Origin of the sequence: Dactylosporangium sp. NPDC051484, assembly GCF_040689395.1 — a bacterium.
Classification (GTDB): domain Bacteria; phylum Actinomycetota; class Actinomycetes; order Mycobacteriales; family Micromonosporaceae; genus Dactylosporangium.
The window spans coordinates 1-22,701 of the sequence record NZ_JBFAZX010000053.1 but is presented as its reverse complement, the minus strand read 5'-3'; the positions used below and the strand labels follow the sequence as shown (position 1 = coordinate 22,701).

The window sequence follows — 22,701 nt, the reverse complement described above, 5'->3', positions numbered from 1 at the left end:
ATCACCGCCCGCAACTCCGCGGTCTGGGCATCGGTCAGCATCACACCAGGATCAACGACAACCCGACATAACACAACCAGGATCACGCGACACTACACGATGTACGTAGTTATAAGCGTAATGACTGTAGGTCTCATGTGGCTACCGGCTGAGTCGGCTCGTCTCGGTTCCGATATAACGCCTAAAACCATCTATGTGTTGAAGTCGGAAGAAGATCAGGCGGTTGTGCTCGATGCTTCGAGTGGTCGCGTCCGAGTAGTGGCTATAGCGGATATCCACGAGCGATTCGCCTGTAACACAGAGTCGGGCGGCTGGCTCAATCGTCCCATCATTCAATGGCTAAGTCAAAATAAGGGGCATCGTCGGAGTTCCAGCGCTCAGTGTCCGGGGTTCTGATTGAGCTGTGGCCGACGTGCATGCGGGCATAGTTTTTATACTTTGCGAAAACACTAGGTCAACTTGATCGGTGCCTTCCCAAAATCAGCGAATGATTGCGTCGGCTGGTAATGGCGGCGTTTCCCCTTGATTGGGCGAACGCTGAGGCGCGTTCAGCAGAACGGATGCCCTGTGGGAGCATGTCAGTTATGACTGTGGCTGCCTTTGTCGTGTCGATCATCGCCGCTATCGTCGCCGGGCTAAGCGCCCTGTACGCAAGGAAGCAGGCCGCATCGGCCGAGGAAGTTCGGAAGATCGAGGCGGCGCGGAGGCACGATGAACTTTGTCCCAAGCTTCTGGCTGAATACGTTCCTTCCACGGTTACCCGCGACGGGCCACGGCCTGCGGTCAAGCTCACCAACCGTGGGCCGCTTGACCTGGACCGTATCGACATCCAAGCGGTGCCAGCTCACAAATCGAAAGAGGCGGCGATCGACGGACTCTATGACCACCGCACCGGCGAAACGGCCGTCATGCAAGAGACTGGCCCGGTACGTCTTGGCGAGTCGTGGACCTTCGCCGTTATTGCAGCGCGAGGAGGCCCCAAAACAACCCGAGGTGGCGCTGCTACCTTCCGGTGCACCTGTCACGCTGCTGGGCATCAGCCATGGGTGGTCATCGTGTCCGTGCTGTTTCCCGCGGCTCCCGAGATCTTCTGATTCTAGGGATGGTCCCCAAGTGGTCCCCGGCTGCAAGCTGTCTAGATCAACTAGGGTGACCTCTGTATGCAAGAAAAAAGGCCGTTGACCTGGGCTTTCGCCCGGCGTCAACGGCCCTTTTTTGCTGTCGGGACAGCGGGATTTGAACCCACGACCCCTTGACCCCCAGTCAAGTGCGCTACCAAGCTGCGCTATGTCCCGGTGCCGCCCGCCTTCACGTGCAGCCGCTACAGCGTAGCGCATCCCCTTCCGCCCCGCCCACGCAGTATCCCCCGCGCCCGGGGTGAGCGTGGTTACGCTCGGGCGATGCGGCTTGACCTGGTCGCGATCGTGGTTGCGGCGCACGACCCGGCGATCGAGTTCTTCGTCTCCGTGCTCGGGTTCGAGCTCGTCGAGGACTCGCCGTCGGTGACCTCTGTCGGTGGGCGGGCCAAGCGGTGGGTTGTGGTGCGGCCGCCCGGGGGTGGCGCGGGGCTGTTGCTCGCCCGGGCCGACGGGGAGCGGCAACTCGCCGGGGTAGGGGAGCAGGCGGCCGGGCGGGTCGAGGACTTCGAGGCGGCCTATGCGCGGATGCTCGAACACGGGGTGGCGTTCGAAGGGTTACCGCGCGTGGAGGACTACGGCAAGATCGTCGTCTTCCGGGATATCGCGGGGAACCGGTGGGACCTGCTAGGACCGTCATGAGAAGGGCCTGAATCGTCATAAACCGGACTGGCGTCCGGTGTGCCCGGGAACCTACGGTGCCCCGCGAGAAGACCGAGGGGGCGGGACAACGGTGCTGGGTGTCGATCTCTATCTGTTGTGGCGGGCGGGGCGGCGGGAGCTGCCGGCGCTCGCGGGTGTGTATGAGCGGGCGGCCGTAGATCTTGAGGGCGTGCGGCATGACGACGCCGAGTGGTGTGCGCTGCGGCGCAGCCTGGTGAGTGTGCTCGCGGGGGCGGCCCGGCAGGCTACCGAGGCGGCCGAGGCCGTGTGCACGGCGGCCGGGGAGTATGCGCGCGCCGACGCGGCGGCCCGCGCGGAGTTCGAGCGGCTGCGGGGTGCGGACGGGCGACTGCCGCAGGCGGGTTCCCGATGACGTACGAGCTGCTCATGGCTCATGCGGCGGAGATTCAGCGGCTCGCGGGCGAGGCGGCCATGGCGGGGCGGCGCGGGGACATCCGGCGGCAGGCTGCGGTGGAGCGGGAGTTCGCCGACGTGCCGGACGCGTTCCGGGCGCTCACCGGGTTTCCCGATCCGGGGCGCTTCGACGCGATGGCCGACGGGATCACGGGTGTCCTTCGTGGACTGTCCACAGGTGACGGTAGTGATCCGGGCATGCCGGCCAACCCGGAGCTGGCGCGGTTCCTCGGTACGGCCGGCGCTTTGCGGGTGTGGACCGGGCCGGCCGCGGACCGGTTCCGGACCGGATTTCTGGAGCCCTGGCCGGCTCTGGTGCGCAACCAGTACACGATCGCGGTGGTGCTGCGCTCGGCGCTGCGGGCGCAACAGGAGATCTGGGCGCGGGCGCGGCAGGACGCCGACCAGATCGCCGAGCAGGCGATCGGGGCGCTGGGCGCGTGCGGCGACTGTACGCGTACGGAATGGTCGGTCACCTTCACCGTGGTGGCCTCGGTCGCGGCGGTGGTGGCGGTGCCGCTCAGCGGGGCGGCGGCGCTCGCGGTCGGCGGGGTCTCGGCGGTGGCGCAGGTGGTGGCGGCGACCGGGCCGGACGAGCCACCGCAGACCGCGTTCAGCGCGGACGATCCGGTCGAGGTGGTTGAGCGGGTGCGGGAGGCGATCGGGCTGCTGCGCGGGCACATCCGCGAGCGGCGCGACGCCGTGTCGGCCGCGCTGGCGAGTGCGGGCCGGCTGATGGACGACCGGCCGGAGTGGTTCGGGTGGCGATGACGGGGGAGGGGCCGCGGGTGCGGGCGAGCGTCGCCGGGGGCGCGGTGGCCGGGGAGCTGACCGGGACCGCGGGCCTGCGCGTCGCGCTGCATGCTTCGGTACTGCGGGACGCGACCGCGCTGGCGAGGCACCTCGAGGCGCTGGCGCGGGCGCTGTGGGTGGCCCGGACGCGGGCGTTCCTGGCGGCCGTGAGCGCGGCGGCCGGGGAGCCGGTCGCGCGTGAGCCGCCGGCGCTGGGGCGCCGGGCGCAGGAGTACGTGGCGCGCCGGGCCGTGATCGTCGCGCGTGGATGCTCGCGGGACGGGCTCGTCGCGGTGCGGGTGGAGGGGATGCGGCGCTGGCGGGTCGAGATCGCGCCGGAGGCGTGTGCCTCGGTCGCCGTGGCGGAAGCGGCGGTACGGGAGGCGGGCGAGGCGCTGCTGCGCGACCAGGCCGCGCGGATCCGGGCGCTGAAACGAACCATCTGGCAACCGGTCGGCACCGCGGATGTGCGCGCGCCGGTCGAACCTGGGGCGGACATCCTTCTGAGGGAGGCGCCCTCGTGAGCACGGCCGTGACACCCAAGAAGCAGACCAAGCTGATTGATGATCCACTTTCCGGCGTACTGGATCGGGCCGTGCGCGGGGCGCTACCCTGTCCGCACCGCACGCGAGACCCCGGGCGAGACCACTCATCTCTGCACTGGTTCAGCCGAAGACATGGCGGCCGGCACTGCCGGCCGTGGCGAAGGCGGTGATGACTGGCGGTGAGATCGAGCCGACTGCTCGCCGTGTACGCACCACTGTTCGCCCTCGCCGTCGGCTGGGGGCTGGCGCGCCTCGCCGGCTTCCAGGGGCTTACGGTGCTCGGCTGGCTGCCGGGCGCGGTCGGCATCGCCATCGGCGGCGGCTACCTGCTGCGCGCCTCCCGCACGCCCGGCCTCGACCCCGCCGGGCGCCGGTTCTGGCGGCACCTCGCGATCGCGGCGCTGCTCATCGCGCCCGCGACCCAGCCGCTGACCGAGGCGAGCCTGGGCGGGCGTAAGACCGGCCCGGTGCTCACCGGCGCGGTCGTCCTGCTGAGCGGCGGGCTGCTGCTCGTGCTCTGGGCGCTGCTGCGACTGCCCGCCCGCAGCCGCAGCCGCGGCGACTGGCTGCGGCTGGGGCTGGACGCCGCCACCGTCCTGGTGTGCTCGGCGACCTTCCTGTGGCACTTCGTGCTGCGCCCGTGCGACGCGGCGAACGTCGAACTGCCCAAGGTGCTCGGCCTGCTGATCCTCAGCGTGCTCTGCCTGCTCGCGGTCCTCGCCGTCGTCAAGCTGATCCTGGTCGGCACTGAGGCGGTCGACGTGCGGGCCCTGCGGGCGCTCGCCGGCGTCGTGCTGATCGGCGCGCTGGGCTCGGCGCTCGTACCCGTCCTGCAGAGCCCCCGCCTGGCCGGCGTCTCCAACGTCATTACCACGGCCGAGGCGGCGATGGCCGCCCTCGCCGGGTTCCTGCAGCACGGCCGGGTCGCGCCGGTCGGGGCGGGGCTGGCGCCGCGGCGGCCGTACTCGGTGCTGCCGTACCTCGCGGTCGCCGCCGTCAACCTGCTGCTCGTCGCGGTGACGGTCAGCGGCATCGGTACCCTCCCGGTGCTGTTCGGCGCGGTGGTGGCCACCGCGACGGTCGTGGCCCGGCAACTGCTCGCGTTCCGGGACAACGACGGGCTGCTGAAGTCGCTGCGGGAGCATCAGCGGCTGCTGCACGAACAGGCCACGCACGACGCGCTGACCGGGCTGCCCAACCGGGCGCTGTTCAACGAGCGGCTGGAGACCGCCGCCGCGGCGATCCTGATCGACCTGGACGACTTCAAGGCGGTCAACGACACGCTCGGCCACCCGGTCGGTGACGGCCTGCTGGTCGAGGTCGGCCGCCGGTTGCGTGCCGCGGTCCGCCCGACCGACCTGGTGGCCCGCCTCGGCGGCGACGAGTTCGCAGTGCTCATTCCAGATATTTCGGAAATGTCCGCCCTGGCATCAACTGCGAGCGAGTCCAGCGCGAGTGCGCCCAGCGCAAACTTGTCCGGCGCGGCTGCGCCCAGCGCAAGCGAGTCCAGCGCGGCTGCGTCCAGCGCGAGTGCACGCGGCGTGCGCACGCCCGATGCGAGTGCACCCGATGCGAACGCGTCCGGCGTACAGGCCCGCGGCATGCACGTGCCCGGTGCGCAGGCCAGCAGCATGCACGCGCCCGGTGCGCAAGCGCGCGGTGTGAGTGCGGGCGCGGCCGGGGAACTCGGCGGCGTCGTCGACGTCCGGGCCGAGAAGGCCGAGGCGGGGCACGGCAACGCCACGGACGGCGCCCACCTGGAGGCCCTGGCGCGGCGCATCCTCGCGCAGCTCGCCGCGCCGGTGCGCAGCCACGGGCACATCCTCGCCGTCACCGCCAGTGTCGGGGTCGCCGAGCGCCAGCCCGGCGACGGCGCGCCGGATCTGTTGCGGCACGCCGACATCGCCATGTACGCGGCGAAGAAGCGCGGCAAGGGCACCTACGCGCGGTACACCCCGGACCTGACCGGCCTGCTCATGACGCCGCAGTCCCGGCCGGCGGACCTGCGCCGGGCGATCGCGGCGGCGCGTCCGCCGTTCACGATCGAGGTCGGGCGGGCCGCGCTGGTCTCGCCCGGGTTCGCCGCGCAGCTGGCCGGGCTGCTCGCGGAGGCGGGCCTCGCGCCGGAGAGCCTCACGCTCGCCCTGCCGGCGGCGCAGCTGGCCGACGACGACGCGGTCGGCCGGGCGATGCGGGAGCTGCGGGCGACCGGGGTGCGGCTCGCGCTCGACCACGTCGGCACCGGGACCGTCCGGCTCGACCTGCTCGCCGCGCTGCCGTTCACCGCGCTCATCGTCGACCCGCAGTTCCACGCGGCGGCCTGGCTTGAACGGGAGGCGCCGCGGCTGGAGGACCTGGAGGATCTCGTCGCGCCGGGCGCGGAGGCGGCTCGGCGCCGGGTGCTGGCGGCGGCGGTCGTCCGATACGTGAGGGATACCGGGATCGAGTACACGGTTCGATGGGAGGGTGCTCTCCAGGAGAGCGCTCTCTAATTTTCAGTTCCGGAACCGCAGACCTCTTGACAGCGGCGGCTCGGCAGACAACTCTCGTCCTTGGAGAGCGCTCTCCGAACCCCACCCCGGCTCCCGGGCCGCCCGTTCCCGGTCCGGTGAGCCTGACACCCCGTCGGCCGGAACACAAGTCCACCACCGCAGCCGCGGTGGCACTTCCGGCTGCCGACCCTGCCCTGGATCAGGAGCAATGATGCACACCGCCGCACCGCCAACGGCGAGCCGACGCCGCCGAAATCTCTTCCTCGCCGCCATCTCCACGGTCGTGGTGCTGGCGACGTACGCCGTCACCACGACCCTGACCGCCTCGGCCGCCGACACCCTGATCTCGCAGGGCAAGCCGGCGACGGCCTCGTCCACGGAGAACGCCGGTACCCCCGCGTCCGCCGCTTTCGACGGCAACACCACCGGCACCCGCTGGGCCAGCGCGTTCAGCGACCCGCAGTGGATCCAGGTCGACCTGGGCCAGACGGCCACGATCTCGCAGGTCAAGCTGTTCTGGGAGGCCGCATACGCGAAGTCCTACCAGATCCAGACCTCGCCTGATGGCAACACCTGGACCAACATCTACTCCACCACCACTGGTGCCGGCGGCACCGAGACGCTGAACGTCAACGGCAGCGGCCGCTACGTGCGCCTGTACGGCACGGTGCGTGCCACCGCCTACGGCTACTCGCTGTGGGAGTTCCAGGTCTACGGCTCGTTCGGGACCTCGGGCGGCCAGTGCGACACCGCCACCAACGCGGCCCAGGGCAAGACGGCCGACGCCTCCAGCACCGAGAACGCCGCCAGCGCGGCCTCCGCCGCGGTCGACGGCAACAACGGCACCCGGTGGTCGAGCGCGTTCAGCGACCCGCAGTGGCTGCGCGTCGACCTCGGCTCGGTCAAGTCGATCTGCCAGGTCACGATCAACTGGGAGGCGGCCTACGCCAAGGACTTCCAGATCCAGACGTCGACCGACAACGTCAACTGGACGACCATCAAGACGGTCACCGGCGGCACCGGCGGCAACCAGGTCCTCAGCGGACTGAGCGGCTCCGGCCGCTGGATTCGCGTGTACGGCACCGCGCGTGCCACCGCCTACGGGTACTCGATCTGGGAGTTCATCGTCAACACCGGCGGTAGCGGCACGACCTCCTCCCCGTCGGCGAGCACCAGCCCGTCGGCGAGCGCGAGCCCGTCGACGAGTGGCAACCCCCTGCCCGGCGGCGGTGACCTCGGCGCGAACGTGATCGTGTTCGACCCGAGCCAGTCCTCGGCCACCATCCAGGCGAAGCTGGACCAGATCTTCACCCAGCAGGAGAAGAACCAGTTCGGCAACGAGCGCTACCAGTTCCTGTTCAAGCCGGGCACCTACAACGGCCTGAACGCGCAGATCGGCTTCTACACCTCGATCAACGGCCTCGGCCAGAACCCGCAGGACGTCAAGATCAACGGCGACATCACCGTCGACGCGGGCTGGTTCGCCGGTAACGCCACCCAGAACTTCTGGCGTTCGGCGGAGAACCTGTCGGTCTACCCGGTCTCCGGGATCGACCGCTGGGCCGTCGCGCAGGCCGCGCCGTTCCGCCGGATCGACGTCCACGGCGGCATGACCCTCGCCTCGCCCGACTGCGGCTGGGCCTCCGGCGGCTACATCGCCGACTCGCGGGTCAGCGGCAACATCAACCCCTGCTCGCAGCAGCAGTGGTTCACCCGGGACAGCACCATCGGCAGCTGGAACGGCTCCGTGTGGAACATGGTGTTCTCCGGCGTGCAGGGCGCCCCGGCGCAGAGCTTCCCCAAGCCGCCGTACACCACCCTCCCGACCAGCCCGGTCACCCAGGAGAAGCCGTACCTCTACGCCGACGCCGGCGGCTACCGGGTGTTCGTCCCGTCGCTGCGCACCAACAGCAGCGGCGCGACCTGGATCAACGGCAACACCCCGGGCACCTCGCTGTCCATCAACAACTTCTACGTCGCCAAGCCGGGCGTGACGGCCGCGACGCTCAACCAGGCCGTGGCGCAGGGCCTCAACCTGCTGTTCACGCCGGGCGTGTACCACCTCAACTCGACCGTCAACATCAACCGCGCGAACACCGTCGTGCTGGGCCTGGGCTACGCGACGATCGTCGCGGACAACGGCGCCCTGCCGATGGCCGTCGGTGACGTCGACGGCGTGAAGATCGCGGGCCTGCTGTTCGACGCCGGCACGACCAACTCGCCGGTGCTGCTGCAGGTCGGCCCGAACGGCGCCACCGGCAACCACGCGGGCGCCCCGAACCTCATCTCCGACGTCTTCCTGCGGGTCGGCGGCGCGGGTGCGGCCAAGGTGACCACCGCCCTCGTGGTGAACAACAACAACACGATCATCGACCACATCTGGGCGTGGCGGGCGGACCACGGCGACGGCGCGGGCTGGACCTCCAACCCGTCCGACACCGGCCTCATCGTCAACGGCCAGAACGTGACCGCCTACGGCCTGTTCGTCGAGCACTTCCAGAAGTACAACGTGATCTGGAACGGCAACGGCGGCAAGACGATCTTCTTCCAGAACGAGCTGCCCTACGACCCGCCGAGCGCGGCCGCCTGGTCGCACGACGGCATCACCGGTTACGCCGCGTACAAGGTGGCCAACACCGTCACCTCGCACGAGGCGTGGGGCATGGGCAGCTACTGCGTGTTCAACGATGACCCGTCGATCGCGGCGTACCACTCGTACGAGGTGCCCAACAACCCCAACGTCAAGTTCCACAGCATCCTGACGGTGTCGCTGGGTAAGGGCTCGATCACGCACGTCATCAACGACACCGGGGCGGCGGCGCAGGCCTCCAGCGTCACCCCGTCCAACGTGATCAACTACCCCTAAACCCGATTCCATCCGGTACCTCTGACAAGCGGGCCGATCGGCGAGAGCCGGTCGGCCCGCTCCTTTACGGCACCAGGTGGATGCGGACCTTCCGCGCGGCGACGGCGGCCTCCTCCAGCACGGCCAGCCGCGGCTCGGCGACCTCCAGCAGCCGAGGATGGCGCAGCCCCTCAAGGGCCGCCAGCCGCCGGTCGGCGAGGATCGCGTCGATCGTGCCCCGGTCGCCGCCGCACACGAGCGCGGCGAGCGAGCCGGCCTCGGGCAGCAGGACCCGCGCCGCGATGTCGGCGGACTTGCCGGCCACCGCGTCGGCCTGGTTGTCGCGGCGGCGCGCGTAGCGCTGCTGGGACCACCCGCCGGCCGCGGTGCGCCCGTGAACGTGGAAGCGCTCCACCTTGGACACCGTGATCTTCGTGCCGTCGGCGACGCCGGCCGCGACCGCGCCCTTGCGGGCCAGCAGCAGCCCGATCCGCGGCGGCCCGGCGAGCCCGGTGAGCAGGGCGTCGATGTCCCCGGCCCCGTCGAGGCCCGGCGGCGGGTGCAGCGTCGCCTTGTCACCGTTGTTCGCCCCGGTGAGCACGAGGCCGTCCTCGTCGGCGCCCTGATGGCGCCCGTAGAAGCCGTCGAGCCACCCCCGCAGCCGCTCCGGCGAGATCTCCACCCAACGCCCGCCCCCGGCGGCCGGCCTGGCCGTCACCATGGGTCCAACCCTGCCACAGCCGCGGCACGGACCGAGAACCGGCCGGGCGGTGCGACCCCCGCGCCCTCTGGCCGCCGGCATGCCGGTCGAGCGGATCCGGCGTGCCGCGCTCGCCGTCGCCCCGGACCGGCCGTCGGCTGGGAGCCCGCAAGCGCGCCAGGCGCCAGCGTTCGTGGGCCGCTGAGCCGAGTCAGCCGGCGGTCGCCGCCTCCTGCGAGCGCAGGGGCTCCGCGTCCGGCTTCGGGCCGAGCAGCACGCGCAGTTCCAGGCCCTTCATCAGCCACGACGCGCCGAAGCTGAGGATGGCCAGGGTCTCGCCGACGATGAGCGAGTAGTCGTCGAACCAGCCGGTGAGCTCGGTGACGGCGATGAAGAGCACGGCCACGCCGATGCCGGCCGCGCACGCCCAGTGGAAGCGGCGCCAGAACGCCGGCGAGAGCCGGCCGGTCAGCTCGGTGCGCTTGCCCTCGCGGATGCCGAAGTACAGGCTGATGATCCCCAGCGAGACGATGAAGACCGCGGCGCTGACGTAGTGCACCACCGCCACGGGGGTCTCGCCGAGGCGCTCCTGCAGCGGGGTGATCGGCACCGTCGAGCCCTTCGGCCGGTCCGTGCAGAACAGTGCCACGCCGAGCGCGGCGACGCCGGCCACCAGGCTGAGCAGGTTGTCCAGGTTGTGCTCGAACACCTTGTACGTCACCAGGAACAGGCCGGTGACGCACAGGGCGCCGACGAAGACGTCACGCATGCCGGAGTAGAAATACGCGCTGAGCGAGCCCCGGATCCCGCCGCCCGCGAGCGCCAGGTCGCCGAGCACGAGCAGGAACGGCAGGGCCAGCCCGATGAAGCCGATCACCGCCCGCATCAGCAGGTAGGAGCGCAGGTACAGCACCCCGGCGTCGGGACTGTTCAGCTGCGCCGGGGCCGGCCGCCGCGGCGCCTCGGTCTGCGGGTCCAGGTAGCCCATGGGATTCCCCCCACCGGTCGGCTGTGCCTCCCATCATGCATCGACGCACCGCCATCCGCCTGATCCGCGCGGCCCGAATTCGCCGCCGTTCATGCGATCAGGTCGCCGACGGAGCCTTGCTCGGCACCGGCTTCGTCGGCGTCGGGTCGCCGGGGTGTACCTTCTCGGGCTTCTCGAGGCGCGGCCCGGGCCCCGGGTACGGGCCGTCGTAGGGGCCGTGATGATGGTGGCCGCCGGTCGAGACGGAGCCGATCGCGACGCCGGCGAGGAAGGCGCCGACCGAGCAGGGGACGACGGCGAGGAGGAGGGTCGCGATCACCGCGACGAGGGCGGCCCGGCCGGGCGTGCTCACCCAGCCGCGGGCGTCGCCCCACGCCGAGCCGGACGGTGGCGGGACCGCAGCAGGCGGAGGAGGTGGAAGAGGAGGTGGAGGCGGGAGAGGTGGAGGAGGAGCCGCGTGCGGCGGGGGCGCCGGTGCCCTCGGAGGCTCGGCGGCGGCGGAGGGCTCGGAACCTTCGGGCCTCTGCCGATCTCGATCTTCGGGGGGTTCGGTCATACCATCGACGCTACGCGCGGCACCGGCCCCGGCGAGCGGGCGCGAGGGGTGATGAGGGGGGTTGTGAGGGAGGTTTGACTCATGAATGGCGGTCGCGTGCCGATCCCGTCGGCGTAGAGCGGGTGGCGACCTGGCGTCCGACCCGGCTGCTCGTCGCGGCCTCGCTCCTGGCGGCCCTGGCGGAGGTGTGGTTCGCAGTCGGGCTGGTGCGGCCGATACCGGTGATGGCCGGCTGGGTCGCGGTGCCCTTCGCCAGCGGCTTCGCCGTGTCCGCGTGCCTGTCGACGGCCGCCACGCCCGGGCTCGCACCGGGCGCGGCCCGCTTCTGGCGGCACATCGGGCTCGGCATGGTGTTCATCGGCCTCGGCGGGCTCAGCAACGCCGCCGACATGTACCGCGGCATCGCCCTGCCCCAGCACGTCGGCCAGCTGACCGCGGTCGTCTACCTGACCGGCCTCTTCGTCATGCTGTGGGGCCTGCTGCGCATCCCGGCCGCGCGGCGCACCCGCGGCCAGTGGCTGCGCTTCGGCCTGGACTCCGCGACGGTGATCGTCGCGGTGCTCACCTTCGCCTGGCACTTCCTGCTCCGGCGCTGGGACGAGTGGTCCGGCGGCAACGCGGCCGGCACCCGCGCGGTGATCGCGCTGATGGCCTGCGGCGCGGTGTGCGTGTTCGGCTTCGTGAAGGTCGCGTTCACCGGCACCGGGCCGCTGGACCGGCGGGCGCTGCACCTGCTGGCACTGACCGGCGGCGCGGGCGCGACCGGCGGGGCGCTGGCCCCGCTGCTGACCGACCGGCCCTATCTCAACGGCACCCCGGTCGTGCTGCCGGTGACCTGCCTCGTGCTCTGCTTCGCCGCCGACCGGCAGCGCCGCGCCGCCGGGGTCGAGCCGGCGCCGCCGTACCGCCGTGCCCGGCCCGGCGTCGTGCTGTACCTCGCCGTCTTCGCCACCTGTGCGCTGCTGCTGGCCGTCGCGCGGGCGGGCGGCAACGACACCCTCGGCGTCGCGATCGGCGCCGTCGCGCTGGCGCTGGTCGTGGCCGCCCGGCAGGCCACCGCGCTGCGCGACAACGACGACCTCGTCGAGACGCTGGACGGGCGGCTGCGCGAGGTCGTCGAATACCAGGAGACGCTCGCCTGGCAGGCCACCCACGACGCGCTCACGCACCTGCCGAACCGGCGGCTGCTCACGCAGTACACCGGGGAGGCCCTTGGCGGCGGCGACCGGGTGGCGGTCGCGCTCGTGGACATCGACGACTTCAAGGCGATCAACGACGATCTGGGCCACGGCACCGGCGACGCCCTGCTGACCGCGATCGCGGCGCGGCTGTCCGAGCTGTGCCCGCCGGAGGGGCTCGTCGCGCGGCTCGGTGGCGACGAGTACGCGCTGGTGTTCCCGGCCGCCGACGAGCCGGCGGCGCTGCTGGTCCTCGGCGCGGTCGCGGCCGGGCTGCGCCGCCCGCTCGACGCCGCCGGGCACGCCCTCGTCGTCGAGGCGAGCGTCGGCGTGGCCGTCGGCGAGGCCGGCACCGACGCCGCCGAGCTGCTGCGCCGCGCCGACGTGGCCATGTACGCGGCGAAGGAGCGGGGCAAAGGGCGGCAGGTCGCCTACGACCCGGCGATGGACCAGCGCGGCGCCGAGCAGGCCCGCATCGCCGCCGAGCTGCGCGTCGCCCTGGACACCGGGCAGCTGCGGGTCTTCTACCAGCCGATCGTGCGGCTCGCCGACGGGCGCACCGTCGGCGTGGAGGCGCTCGTGCGCTGGCAGCACCCGGGGCGCGGCATGGTGCGCCCGGACCTGTTCGTCCCGGCCGCGGAACGCACCGGCCTCGTCGTCCCGGTCGGGCAGTGGGTGCTCGCCGAGGCGTGCCGGCAGGCGGCGCGGTGGCGGCGTGAGCTCGGCCCGGACGCGCTGCAGTACGTCTCCGTCAACGTCTCGCCGCGCCAGCTGCGCGAGGCCGGATTCGCCGGGCGGCTGCGCGCCGAGCTGCACGCCGCGGGCCTGCCGCCGCAGAACCTCATGGTCGAGGTCACCGAGACCGCGGTGTTCGACGGCGGTTCGGCGCTGGAGGAGCTGCGGGAGATCCAGCGGTACGGCGTGCAGGTGGCCCTGGACGACTTCGGCACCGGCCACTCGTCGCTGGGGCTGCTGCGCACCTGCCCGGTCGACGTGCTCAAGGTGGACAAGTCCTTCGTCGACAACGTGACCGAGGCCGGCGAGCACTCGGTCGTCGCCGAGGCACTCATCGGCATCAGCGACGGGCTGCGGCTGCGCGCCGTCGCCGAGGGCGTGGAAACCCGGGAGCAGGCCGACGCGCTGCGGCGGCTCGGCTACCGCTACGCCCAGGGCTACCTCTACGGCCGCCCGCTCCCCGCCGAGGAGATCTCGGCGCTGCGCCCCGAGCAGGGGGTCGGTTCCGCGAGGTGAGCGGCGCCACTGCGGGAAACCCGCAGTCACGCTGCGGGACGGTACCGAACCGGGGAGCGCGCCGGGGCGGCAGGCTGATGTCGTCGCGGTACCGAACCCTCTTGACCGGAGCCGGAAAGCACATGTGGTCACGTCACCGCGCGCTCGGTGCACTGCTGGTCGTCTGCGCGCTGCTCACCGGGTGCGGCGCGAAGGCATCGGGGCCGGCGGCGTCGAGCGCGGCGGTTACCCCCGGTGCGCCGGCGATGGTCTCAGGGTCGGCAGCGGCGGGTGGATCCGGGCTCAGCTCGGCGCAGCTGGCCCGGATTCCGCACTTCCCGCCTGCTCCTGCGCCGGCGCCGATCACCGTGCCGGCCGGTCCGTCGGCGGGCTGGTACAGCGCGATCCCGACCGACCAGCCGGTCGCGTTCATCACCATCGACGACGGCTGGACGAAGGTGCCCGAGGCGGAGGCGCTGCTCAAGGCCGCGCACGTGCCGGTCACGCTGTTCCTGGAGATCAACGCCATCAAGGCCGATCCGGGGTACTTCACGCGGCTCGAGCAGGACGGCGCCGTCATTGAGGCGCACACGATCAGCCACCCCGAGCTCAAGGGCAAGTCCTACGACGTGCAGCGGCACGAGATCTGCGGCGGGGCGGACGAGCTCGCGAAGCTCTACGGGCGCCGGCCCGTGCTGTTCCGGCCGCCGTTCGGCGACAAGGACGCGACCACGCTCAAGGTCGTGCACGACTGCGGGATGAAGGCCGCCTTCTTCTGGAAGGAGACGACGGACAAGGGCATCGTGCGCTACCAGGAGGGCAATGTCGTCAAGCCCGGCGACATCCTGCTGATGCACTTCCGCCCGGCCTTCGTCGAGGACTTCCTGGCCGTGCTGCAGGCCATCTCGAACGCCGGGCTCACCCCGGCGCGGCTGGAGGACTACATCGCCTGAGGCGGCAGGTCCAGCCGCACCTCGGTACCGCACGGATCGGCCGCGCCCACCACCAGCGCGGCGCCGAGCAGCTCCGCCCGCTCCCGCATGCCATGCAGCCCGTGCCCGGCGGTGAACCCGTCCGGCGGCGGGCCGGTGCCGTCGTCGCGCACGACCACGCGCACCCCCCGCCCGTGCGGCCCGGCCTCGATGCGCACCCGCCCGGCGCCCGCGTGGCGGACCGCGTTGGTGAGCGCCTCCTGCACGATGCGGTACACCGCCGTCTCCGCCGCCGCCGGCAGCCGCGGCAACCCGTCGACGGACGCCTCCACGTCGAGCCCGTCACGGTCGCGCGCGTTGCGGGCGAGGTCCTCCAGCGCGGCGGCCAGCCCGAGCGCGTCCAGGGCGAGCGGGCGCATCTGGGCGACCATCCGGCGCAGCGAGTGGATCTGCCGGCCCACGATCTCCCGCACGTCGGCGATGCCGGCCGCCTGCGCCGCCGGGTCCTGCCCCGCGGCCGCCGCGCCGAGCAGCACATGCGCGGCGGCGAGCTCCTGCAGCGTGTCGTCGTGCAGCTCGCGGGCCCACCGGCGGCGCTCGGCCTCCACGCCGTCGAGGCGGGACCGGGTCGCGCTGAGCCGCGCCCGGCGCCGCTCGATGGCGGCCTCCCGCAGCGTTAGCCCCGAGGTGACGAACAGCAGGGCCACCGGGATCAGCAGCAGCAACAGCTGGGGAGCCGGCCGCACGCTGCCCTGCCAGAGCCCGGCGACCGCGATGAGCGCCGAGATGCCGGCGCCTGCGAGCAGCCGGGCCCGCGCGGCGAAGCGGTGCGGGCCGGCCGCCGGCACGCACGCGAGGGCCAGCAGGAACGCCACGCCCGCGCTGACGCCGGCCCACAGCTCCTCGCGCGGGGCGACGCCGCCGAGCTCCAGCACGATGCCGACGGCGAGCAGGGCGGCCCCAGCCACGGCGAGCGTGGTCGCGACGACCTCGGGCACCCGCTCGCCCCGGCTCACGATGCCCGCGCGTCGCCGACGGCCGCTGCCCGGTCCGGCCTGGTTCACGGCAGCTGCCCGATCCGGCCCGCGGTTTTTGTTGATCCTTGCCGGGTTCACGGCAGCAGCCCGATCCGGCGCGCGGCCGCGACCAGCTCGGCGCGGCTCGTCGTGCCCAGCCGGGCGCGCAGGTTCGCCCGGTGCGTCTCCACGGTGCGCAGGCTGATCGACAGCCGCCGGGCGACCTCGGCGTTGGTGTGCCCGGAGGCCAGCAGCGTCAGCACCTCCCGCTCGCGCGGGCTGAGCGCGTCCGAGGCCGCCGGACGGCTGCGCGCCAGGCGCGCCCCGAGCTCGGCGTCGACGTACACCGAACCGGCCATCACCGTCTCCACCGCGCGCAGCAACTCGTCGGCGGCGGCCTCCTTGAGCACATACCCGTGCACACCCCCGGCGAACGCCTCACGCGCGAACGACACGTCGTCGTGCATCGTCAGCACCACGATCCGCGGCGGCGGGTCGGCCGCGAGCAGCTCCGGCAGGACCGGCAGCGCGCTGTCGGACCCGAAGCTCAGGTCGAGCACGATGAGGTCGGGGCGCAGCCGGTGCGCGACCGTGCGTAACTCGTCGATCCCGGCCGCCTCGCCCTCGACCCGGCATCGCGGGTCGGCGGCGAGCAGGGCCCGCAGCCCGGCACGTACGACGAGGTGGTCGTCGGCCAGCAGGATCCGCCAGGCGTCCGTCGCGATCACAACAATGTTTGTACCTCGCGTTCGCTGCACACCGCCGGGCCGGGCCCCAATACAGCTCACTCCCAGTTGCGGACCAGGCCCTGACCGGCGAGGAAGCGGTCGGTGTGCGGCTCGGCGACCTTCAGCGTCGCGAGGGTCCGGCCCGTCGCGTCGAGGGCCTCGATGCCCAGCGTGGCCGGGACCGGCGCGACGAGCACGGCGACGCCGCCGGCGAGCGCCACGTGCTCGGCCTCGCCGCCCGCCACGCGCAACTCGGTCGCGCCCGGCGGGGCGATCACCAGCAGGCGCTCGGAGAGCTCGATGCGCTCGTCGGCGGGCAGGCGTACCGCCACGATGGCATCCGACGGCGCGACCGCCGTGGTCAGCCGGGCGGTCGGAAAGCCGCGTGCACCGCTCGGCGGCTCGCCGTGCACGCGGTCCACCAGTATCGAGCCGCCCGTGCCGGTGACCGCGCACACCTGCACCGAGCCGTCCCCGAGCTCGCCGAGCCCGACGACGACCGGCCGGCGCTCGCCGGGCGGGGTGCCACCCCACAGGATGCGCCGGCTCCGCACGTCGAGGCCAGGCACCTTGGGCCATGCCCACAGCACCTCCTTGGCGATCTCCGGGTCCGCGTGCCCGGGCTCGGCCGGCGGCGGGCTGCCCTTCTTCCCCGGTGCGCCGGGCACGTCGTGGTACTGCACCTCGCGCACCACGCCGTCGCAGGTGACCCGCCACAGCTGCTCGCGCGGTGCCCCGGTGACGAAGTCCCCGCCCCCGGTCCAGGTGTGCTCGAGCGTCCCGTCGGTCCCGACGCGGGTCGTGGCGGCCCACTCGGCGGTGCAGCCGGGCGGCGCCAGGCCGATCGCCGAGGTGCCGCTCCCGACGTGCACCGAGAACGGCGACAGGGCGCCGCCCGACGCGCCGTACCGGGCGCCGACCAGGTCCTCGACGGAGACGCCCGCCGGTCCGAACGACCCGACGTACAGCGCCCGCTGGTCGTTGTAGAGGGCGGCGCCGAACATACGCTCCCCGCCCTGGTCGGCCACGAAGAGTACCTTGACCCGGTCGAGCCCCGGCCTGGCGTTCCAGCTCCAGGCGTTGCGCACCACGCCCGCGGCGAGCGCGTCGGTCAGCCCCGGCTCGTCGGCCGCGTTGCCCCGCGTCGGCGCGTCGATGATCCGTCGCGTCCACTCGGTCAGCGGCTCGTCGAGCATGTGCCCGCTCATGATGCGGTGCTCCGGGGTGGGCTTCGGCGCCGGGCCGGCCGGCGCGACCAGGGTCTGCGCGCCCAGCGCCGCGGCGGCCGCGAGCGCGCCGAGCGCCGTGGCACCCCAGCGCCAGGCCCGCCGCCGCTGCCGGCGCAGCAGCCGGCCGAGCGGATCGGGCGCCGGGCGTACCGCGGCGACCGAGCGCGCCATCTCCTCGCGGAGCCGCTCCTGCAGCGTGCTCATCGTGCGCTCCTCTGCGTGTCGCCGGCCTCCAGCAGCCCGCGCAGCCGGGCCAGCCCGCGCGACGCCTGGCTCTTCACGGTTCCGACCGAGCAGCCCAGTGCCGCTGCGGTCTCGGCTTCGGACAGGTCCTCCCAGTACCGCAGCACCAGCACCGCCCGCATCCGCTCCGGCAGCCGGGCCAGCTCGGCGACCAGCGCCGAGCGTTCGGTGAACTCGAGCGCCGGGTCGGGTCCGGAGCGCTCCGGCGGCTGCGCGCTGAGCAGTTCCCGGCGCAGCGCCCGCCACCAGCTAGTCCGCTGGTTGACCATGGCCCGGCGCAGGTAAGGCATCGGATCGGCGACCCGCTCGAAGCGCGGCATGATCCTCAGCAGGCAGGACTGGACGAGGTCCTCGGCGGCGGCGACCGAGCCGGTCAGCAGATACGCGGTGTGCAGCAGTTCGGTGTACCGCACCCTCACGAACTGCTCGAAGCCTTCACTCGGCACGCTGCCGCCTCCCGTCGGACGCCGTCACAGCATGCACGCGGCTGGGGTGCGAAAGGTTGAGACGGGACAGGCGCTCGGCCCTGCTCCGCTAGGCGGTGCGGACCTTGCGCATGCGCTTGTCGTACGCCCGCTTGCCGAACAGCTTGTACGCCAGCCGGGCCGCGGTCGGCAGCAGGGCCATGAAGCGTGCGGTCTCGTCTGGGGGTGGCCTCCTCCAGCAGCGCGCCGAGTACGAACAGCAGTTGGTCCTTCGGGGTCTTCGCGCGGGCGTGCTCGCTCAGCCGGCGGCGCGGCCCGCACGCTGCGGCAACACGCCGACCGTCCACGCGATGTACGGCGGCGTCACGCACGTTGCTCCGTGCCGGTGTACCGAGCGACCTCCCGCCACCCGGCCACCGTCCGACGCAGAATCCGCACCGTCCCGCCCACCCCAGCGATCGCACTGCGGGCCAGATCTTGCGCCATCCGGCGCAGCGCCGCATGAGCCGGCCGGGCGCCTGGCCAGCCAAGACGATCCGGTGGCAAGCCGCGGCCCGCACCGCAGGCCCGCCAGGGCCGAGGAGTGGCAGCAGCGCGGCGGCGCAGAGGTGCGAGGCGGTACAGCCTTGCACGGCGCTGCGGGCGATCTTTCGGCGCGTCCCGCGAGCGTCGCGGCGCACAATCACACCGTGATGCACGATCACATGGTTCACGCCGGGATCAGCGTCGTTGAGAGGGGATCAGCGCATGGATCGAGGTTGGTTCACATACGGGCGGAGCCCATCGAGGGTGTACGGAGAGTTCGTTCTCCAGCGCGCCGAAGACGACCCGACCATCGTCGTCTGGGCAACGGATCCCGGGACCTGGATCATCGACGATGAGGCACGCGACCAGTACGCACACCTCCACGGATTCTCAAGGCAAGACATTGAGACGTCTCTGACATTCGCACAAGCCATCGGCTGGACACCGCCGGGCGAGGACGCTCGATTCCGAACAGCCCCCCGCAACCGTTGATAGGCGGCGGTTAGCAACACCGGATGCCCGGTCAGCCACCAGGGGGATTCCAAAGCCGGCCGGTGTGAACAGCGTCTGGGTGCCCAGCGCCGCGGCGGCCGCGAGCGCGCCGAGCGCCGTGGCGCCCCAGCGCCAGGCCCGCCGCCGGTTCCGGCGCAGCAGCCGGCCGAGCGGGTCGGGCGCCGGGCGTATCGTGGCGACCGAGCGCGCCATCTCCTCGCGGAGCCGCTCCCGCAGCGTGCTCCTCGTGCGCTCCTCTGCGGTGTCGCCGGCCTCCAGCAGCCCGCTCAGCCGCGCCAGCCCGGGGAAACCCCGACGTCCCCTACCTCCTGAGCGTGAGTCACTCCTCGGCCAGCAGCCGGGTGGTCGGCAGGTTGCGCAGCCGGCGCACGGGCACGACCGCGGCGACGGCGGCGACCAGCAGGCCGGTCAGCGCCGCACCGGTGGCGACCGCGTAGCCGACCGGCGGCAGCCCGGCGCCCAGCGACGCCGCCACCGCGAGCCCCGCGCCCGCGCCGAGCGGCCCGCCGGCCGCGCCGAGGACGGCGGCCTCGTAGCCGGCCAGCCGCACCAGCCGGCCGTCGTCCCAGCCGACGGCGCCGAGCAGCGCGAACTCGGCGGCCCGCTCGCGGATGTTGACGTAGAGCACGTCGCCGACGGTCACCGCGCCGAGCAGGATCGTGATCGCCGTGGCGACGTAGTCGGTCGTCCGGACCTGCACCGTGATCGCGTCGCCGAGCAGCGTCCCGGTCACGCTGCCCCGGAAGCCGGCGGTGACGACGGCGAGCAGCGTCAGCGCCGCGACGCCGAGGGCCAGGCTCAGCGCGCCGAGCGCGGTCCGGCCGGGCGCCCGCAGCGCGTTGGTCCACGCCAGGCCGCCGATCCCGCGCGGCGCCCGGCGCGCGCGGACCCGGGCGAAGGAGGGACGGACCGCGGTGACGGGCGCGGCGCGCGTCGCCCGCAGGGCCGGCACCACCGCGGCGAGGAGCGCGAGCGCGAGCGCGGCGGGGGCGGCCAGCATGAGGTACCGCGGCACGATCCGCACCGACAGCGGCACCGCGGCCACGGCGGCCAGCGCGGTGCCGGCCACGCCGGCGGCCAGCCCGACGAGCGCCGACTCTCCCAGCACGAGGCCGAACAGCCGGCGACGGGGCCAGCCCAGGCACGCCAGCACGGCCAGCTCCGAGGTGCGGGTGCGCACCGCCGCGCCCGTCGCGTTGGCCACCGCCAGCACGCATGTGACGAGGACCAGCCCGGCCAGCAACAGGCTCTTGCGGTCGATCGCGGCGACGACGACGGTGGCCACGCCGGGCTGCAGCCACGGATCGCGCACCGTCAGGGCGGGGCGGCCGTGCGCGCCGGCGGCCAGCTCGGCCGGGACCGCGGCGGCCGAGCCACCGGCGGCGATGTCGACGTGCAGGCCGGTCTGCTGGTTGATGAGCTCGGCGGCGGCGCGCAGTCGCTCCCGGGACAGCTCGTCGGGGCCGAGCGCGCCGGCCAGCCGGACCCGGATCGTGCCGATCGGCGCCGCGGTGCTCAGGCCGGCGCCGTAGGCCGGGCGCCACAGCGCCGCCATCGCGTCCAATGTGGTCAGCAGCTGCGGGCGGGCGGCGACCGGGCCGGCGAAGTTCGCCGAGGGCCGCAGCGGGTCGCCGCCGCCGGCCGGCGCGAGCGCGGGGTCGCTGTAGAGGTCGGCCGGCATCGCGGCGAGCGGCGGGCCGACGTCGACCTTCGCCGGGTCGTAGACGCCGACGGCCCGCAGCTGGGTCGGGCCGTCCTGCTCGCCCGGGGCGGGGACGTAGGGGTGGGCGGCGACGGGCCGCAGCGACGTGTCGGACAGCTCCAGCGGCAGCGGGTTGAACGGCTGGTCGTCGTTCGCGGACAGGCCCGTCCAGCCGGGGTCCGGCGCGACCGGCGCGGGCCGGCGGGCACCGGCCGTCCAGAAGATCTCGATCGGGTCGTGCAGCCGCTGCCCGATCGTCGTCGGCCGCTCGCCGCCGACGATCGACGTCGCCGGGGGCGTGGTGTCGGCCGGGTGCGCCAGCTGCTGCAGCACCTGCGGATAGGCGTCGGCGCCGTGGACCGTCACGGTGCCGACCGGCGTGCCGGGGTCGGCCTCGTAGCCGTCGACGAGGTTGTCGAACGAGACGCCGGCCGCCACGCCGTCGCCCGCGTTGGGGCCGAGGCGGTCGATGCGGACCGTCGCCTGCTGCTCGACGAGCGGCCGCGAAGCGGCCAGCACCGGCATGACCGTGCCCGCCGGCGCCGGCGATCCGAGATAGGAGCCCGAGACGAGCGCCGTGTCGAGCCCGTCGAGCCGAGCCTCCTGCTCCGGATCGATCGCCGCCATCAGCATCGGTACGGATACGAGCACGTCGATCAGCGCATGGTCGCTCGCGTTGCCGGTGGACGCGGGGTCGCGCGACCAGCACTTCACGGCCTGCCGGGCGTCGGGCCTCAGCGGGTCCACGGTGCCGCCGACGTCGTGCGTGAGGTCGGCGCAGACGCCGGTGCGCCGGCCGTCCGGCCCGATCTCCAGCAGCGACGACGCCCGGGGCTGGTTGTCACCCTCGAAGACCTCCCGGCCCGTGATGCGGTCGCCCGGCACGAACTCCAGGCGATCGTCGGTCACGTAGAGGTAGGAGGAGCCGTCGGTGAGGCGGCTGGCCCCGGCGTCCCACGTCCAGGTCGGCCGGGCCCGCAGCACCTGGCGCCGCGCGTCCGGGGAGAGGTACGGGCCGACGTCGACGGAGACCGCGACGGTCCGCATGACGTAACCGACGGTCGCGACCGGGGCGGCCACGCTGACGCCGGGCAGCGCCTGGATGCGCCGCCACTGCTCCAGCGTGATGCCGCCGCCGGCGCTCAGCACCGAGTCGAACGAGACCCGGCCCGTCGCGTCTGTCGCCGGGTCGGCCCGCACCAGCAGGTCGTAGACCGGCCGGAAGTTCCGGCCGACCGTGCCCTGGGCGCGCACCTGCGAGCCGCGCGAGGCCGACGCCAGCAGGGCGAAGCTCGCCACCGCGATCGCCACCGCCAGCAGGGTGGCGGCGAAGCGGCCCCGCCGGAAGCGCACCTGGGCCCAGATCATCGACATCACGCGCGGCACCTCTGCGGCTCTCGGACGGGCGGGCACGGCGACCACGACAGCCTGATGCGCCGGCGTCGGCGTCCAGGCCCGACGACGGCTCGTCGAGGTCGAGCTCGCGCACGTCCATACCGTCCTCCCAGGTGATACGGCTGCGGGTCGGCGGCCCGGGCGAACTCGGCGAACGCGCCCCGGCCGCGCGCCTTTGCGACCACGGAGACGACGCACACGCCGCCGATCAGCAGGCGCGCGAACAGAGCGGCATATGACATTGAGGCCCCCGTGCTTTGTCGTCATGCGGTCATCGGCTCGATTACCGTGGCCCGTCCGCGCGGGAGAGTCAACCCGGTCGGTAGCCAGTTCGAAGCAACAACCTCAGACGCGCGACACTAGATGATTGATGCCTTGAAGATTCGGGCGTGTGTCGCTGCTGGGTAGATGCGGGGAGGGTGTCCAAGATCGGCGTTGCTGACCCAGCCGCCGA

Annotated in this window: 17 protein-coding genes and 1 tRNA gene; 9 read left to right on the top strand and 9 right to left on the bottom strand. The window is 72.9% G+C overall.

What is annotated here, in order from left to right; all coding sequences use genetic code 11:
• The first annotated feature begins 584 nt into the window (after positions 1-584).
• Entirely contained in the window at positions 585-1,094 is a 510-nt protein-coding gene (locus tag AB0367_RS37300) for a hypothetical protein (protein WP_366231242.1), read from the top strand.
• Between the two features lie 127 nt (positions 1,095-1,221).
• Here the strand turns inward: AB0367_RS37300 and AB0367_RS37295 are convergent.
• Positions 1,222-1,295: transfer RNA gene (locus AB0367_RS37295), tRNA-Pro, on the bottom strand.
• A 105-nt stretch (positions 1,296-1,400) separates the two neighbouring features.
• On the opposite strand from AB0367_RS37295, the gene AB0367_RS37290 reads away from it, so the two are divergent.
• The 6 genes from AB0367_RS37290 to AB0367_RS37265 all read left to right on the top strand — a co-directional run bounded on the left by AB0367_RS37290 (position 1,401) and on the right by AB0367_RS37265 (position 8,908).
• Positions 1,401-1,778 carry a VOC family protein gene (locus tag AB0367_RS37290; RefSeq protein WP_366231241.1) on the top strand — a complete coding sequence of 126 codons (378 nt, stop codon included), beginning with the start codon at positions 1,401-1,403 and terminating at the stop codon, positions 1,776-1,778.
• Positions 1,779-1,869: 91 nt separating this feature from the next.
• Positions 1,870-2,172, top strand: a complete 303-nt coding sequence (locus AB0367_RS37285) for a hypothetical protein (RefSeq protein WP_366231240.1) — start codon at positions 1,870-1,872, stop codon at positions 2,170-2,172.
• Complete coding sequence (locus AB0367_RS37280) at positions 2,169-2,984, top strand: hypothetical protein (protein WP_366231239.1); 816 nt, start codon at positions 2,169-2,171, stop codon at positions 2,982-2,984. The genes AB0367_RS37285 and AB0367_RS37280 overlap by 4 nt, the downstream gene beginning before the upstream one ends.
• On the top strand, positions 2,981-3,529 hold the full coding sequence (locus AB0367_RS37275) for a hypothetical protein (protein ID WP_366231238.1): 549 nt from the start codon (positions 2,981-2,983) through the stop codon (positions 3,527-3,529). The genes AB0367_RS37280 and AB0367_RS37275 overlap by 4 nt, the downstream gene beginning before the upstream one ends.
• Positions 3,530-3,729: 200 nt before the next feature.
• Entirely contained in the window at positions 3,730-6,042 is a 2,313-nt protein-coding gene (locus AB0367_RS37270) for a diguanylate cyclase (RefSeq protein WP_366231237.1), read from the top strand.
• Between the two features lie 211 nt (positions 6,043-6,253).
• Positions 6,254-8,908, top strand: coding sequence for a discoidin domain-containing protein (locus AB0367_RS37265; RefSeq protein WP_366231236.1), 2,655 nt, complete (start codon positions 6,254-6,256; stop codon positions 8,906-8,908).
• Between the two features lie 64 nt (positions 8,909-8,972).
• Here AB0367_RS37265 and AB0367_RS37260 read toward each other — a convergent pair whose 3' ends face one another.
• From AB0367_RS37260 to AB0367_RS37250, 3 genes are all read right to left on the bottom strand, one after another.
• On the bottom strand, positions 8,973-9,608 hold the full coding sequence (locus AB0367_RS37260) for an acVLRF1 family peptidyl-tRNA hydrolase (RefSeq protein WP_366231235.1): 636 nt from the start codon (positions 9,606-9,608) through the stop codon (positions 8,973-8,975).
• A gap of 190 nt (positions 9,609-9,798) precedes the next feature.
• Complete coding sequence (locus AB0367_RS37255; RefSeq protein ID WP_366231234.1) at positions 9,799-10,575, bottom strand: hypothetical protein; 777 nt, start codon at positions 10,573-10,575, stop codon at positions 9,799-9,801.
• Between the two features lie 97 nt (positions 10,576-10,672).
• Positions 10,673-10,927 carry a hypothetical protein gene (locus AB0367_RS37250; RefSeq protein ID WP_366231233.1) on the bottom strand — a complete coding sequence of 85 codons (255 nt, stop codon included), beginning with the start codon at positions 10,925-10,927 and terminating at the stop codon, positions 10,673-10,675.
• 326 nt (positions 10,928-11,253) lie between these two features.
• On the opposite strand from AB0367_RS37250, the gene AB0367_RS37245 reads away from it, so the two are divergent.
• Entirely contained in the window at positions 11,254-13,560 is a 2,307-nt protein-coding gene (locus tag AB0367_RS37245; RefSeq protein ID WP_366231232.1) for a bifunctional diguanylate cyclase/phosphodiesterase, read from the top strand.
• A gap of 101 nt (positions 13,561-13,661) precedes the next feature.
• A complete protein-coding gene (locus AB0367_RS37240; protein ID WP_366231231.1) occupies positions 13,662-14,492 on the top strand; it encodes a polysaccharide deacetylase family protein in 831 nt (276 codons plus the stop codon).
• Here the strand turns inward: AB0367_RS37240 and AB0367_RS37235 are convergent.
• The 5 genes from AB0367_RS37235 to AB0367_RS37215 form a co-directional block, all read right to left on the bottom strand.
• Positions 14,480-15,535 carry an ATP-binding protein gene (locus AB0367_RS37235; protein WP_366231230.1) on the bottom strand — a complete coding sequence of 352 codons (1,056 nt, stop codon included), beginning with the start codon at positions 15,533-15,535 and terminating at the stop codon, positions 14,480-14,482. The genes AB0367_RS37240 and AB0367_RS37235 overlap by 13 nt on opposite strands.
• A gap of 47 nt (positions 15,536-15,582) precedes the next feature.
• On the bottom strand, positions 15,583-16,215 hold the full coding sequence (locus tag AB0367_RS37230) for a response regulator transcription factor (RefSeq protein WP_366231229.1): 633 nt from the start codon (positions 16,213-16,215) through the stop codon (positions 15,583-15,585).
• A 56-nt stretch (positions 16,216-16,271) separates the two neighbouring features.
• The gene (locus AB0367_RS37225; protein ID WP_366231228.1) at positions 16,272-17,648 is read right to left on the bottom strand and encodes a hypothetical protein; all 1,377 of its coding nucleotides are present in this window, start codon (positions 17,646-17,648) and stop codon (positions 16,272-16,274) included.
• On the bottom strand, positions 17,645-18,133 hold the full coding sequence (locus AB0367_RS37220) for a SigE family RNA polymerase sigma factor (RefSeq protein ID WP_366231227.1): 489 nt from the start codon (positions 18,131-18,133) through the stop codon (positions 17,645-17,647). Before AB0367_RS37220 ends, AB0367_RS37225 begins: the two co-directional genes overlap by 4 nt.
• 1,336 nt (positions 18,134-19,469) lie before the next feature.
• On the bottom strand, positions 19,470-22,226 hold the full coding sequence (locus AB0367_RS37215; RefSeq protein ID WP_366231226.1) for an FtsX-like permease family protein: 2,757 nt from the start codon (positions 22,224-22,226) through the stop codon (positions 19,470-19,472).
• Between the last annotated feature and the right edge of the window lie 475 nt (positions 22,227-22,701).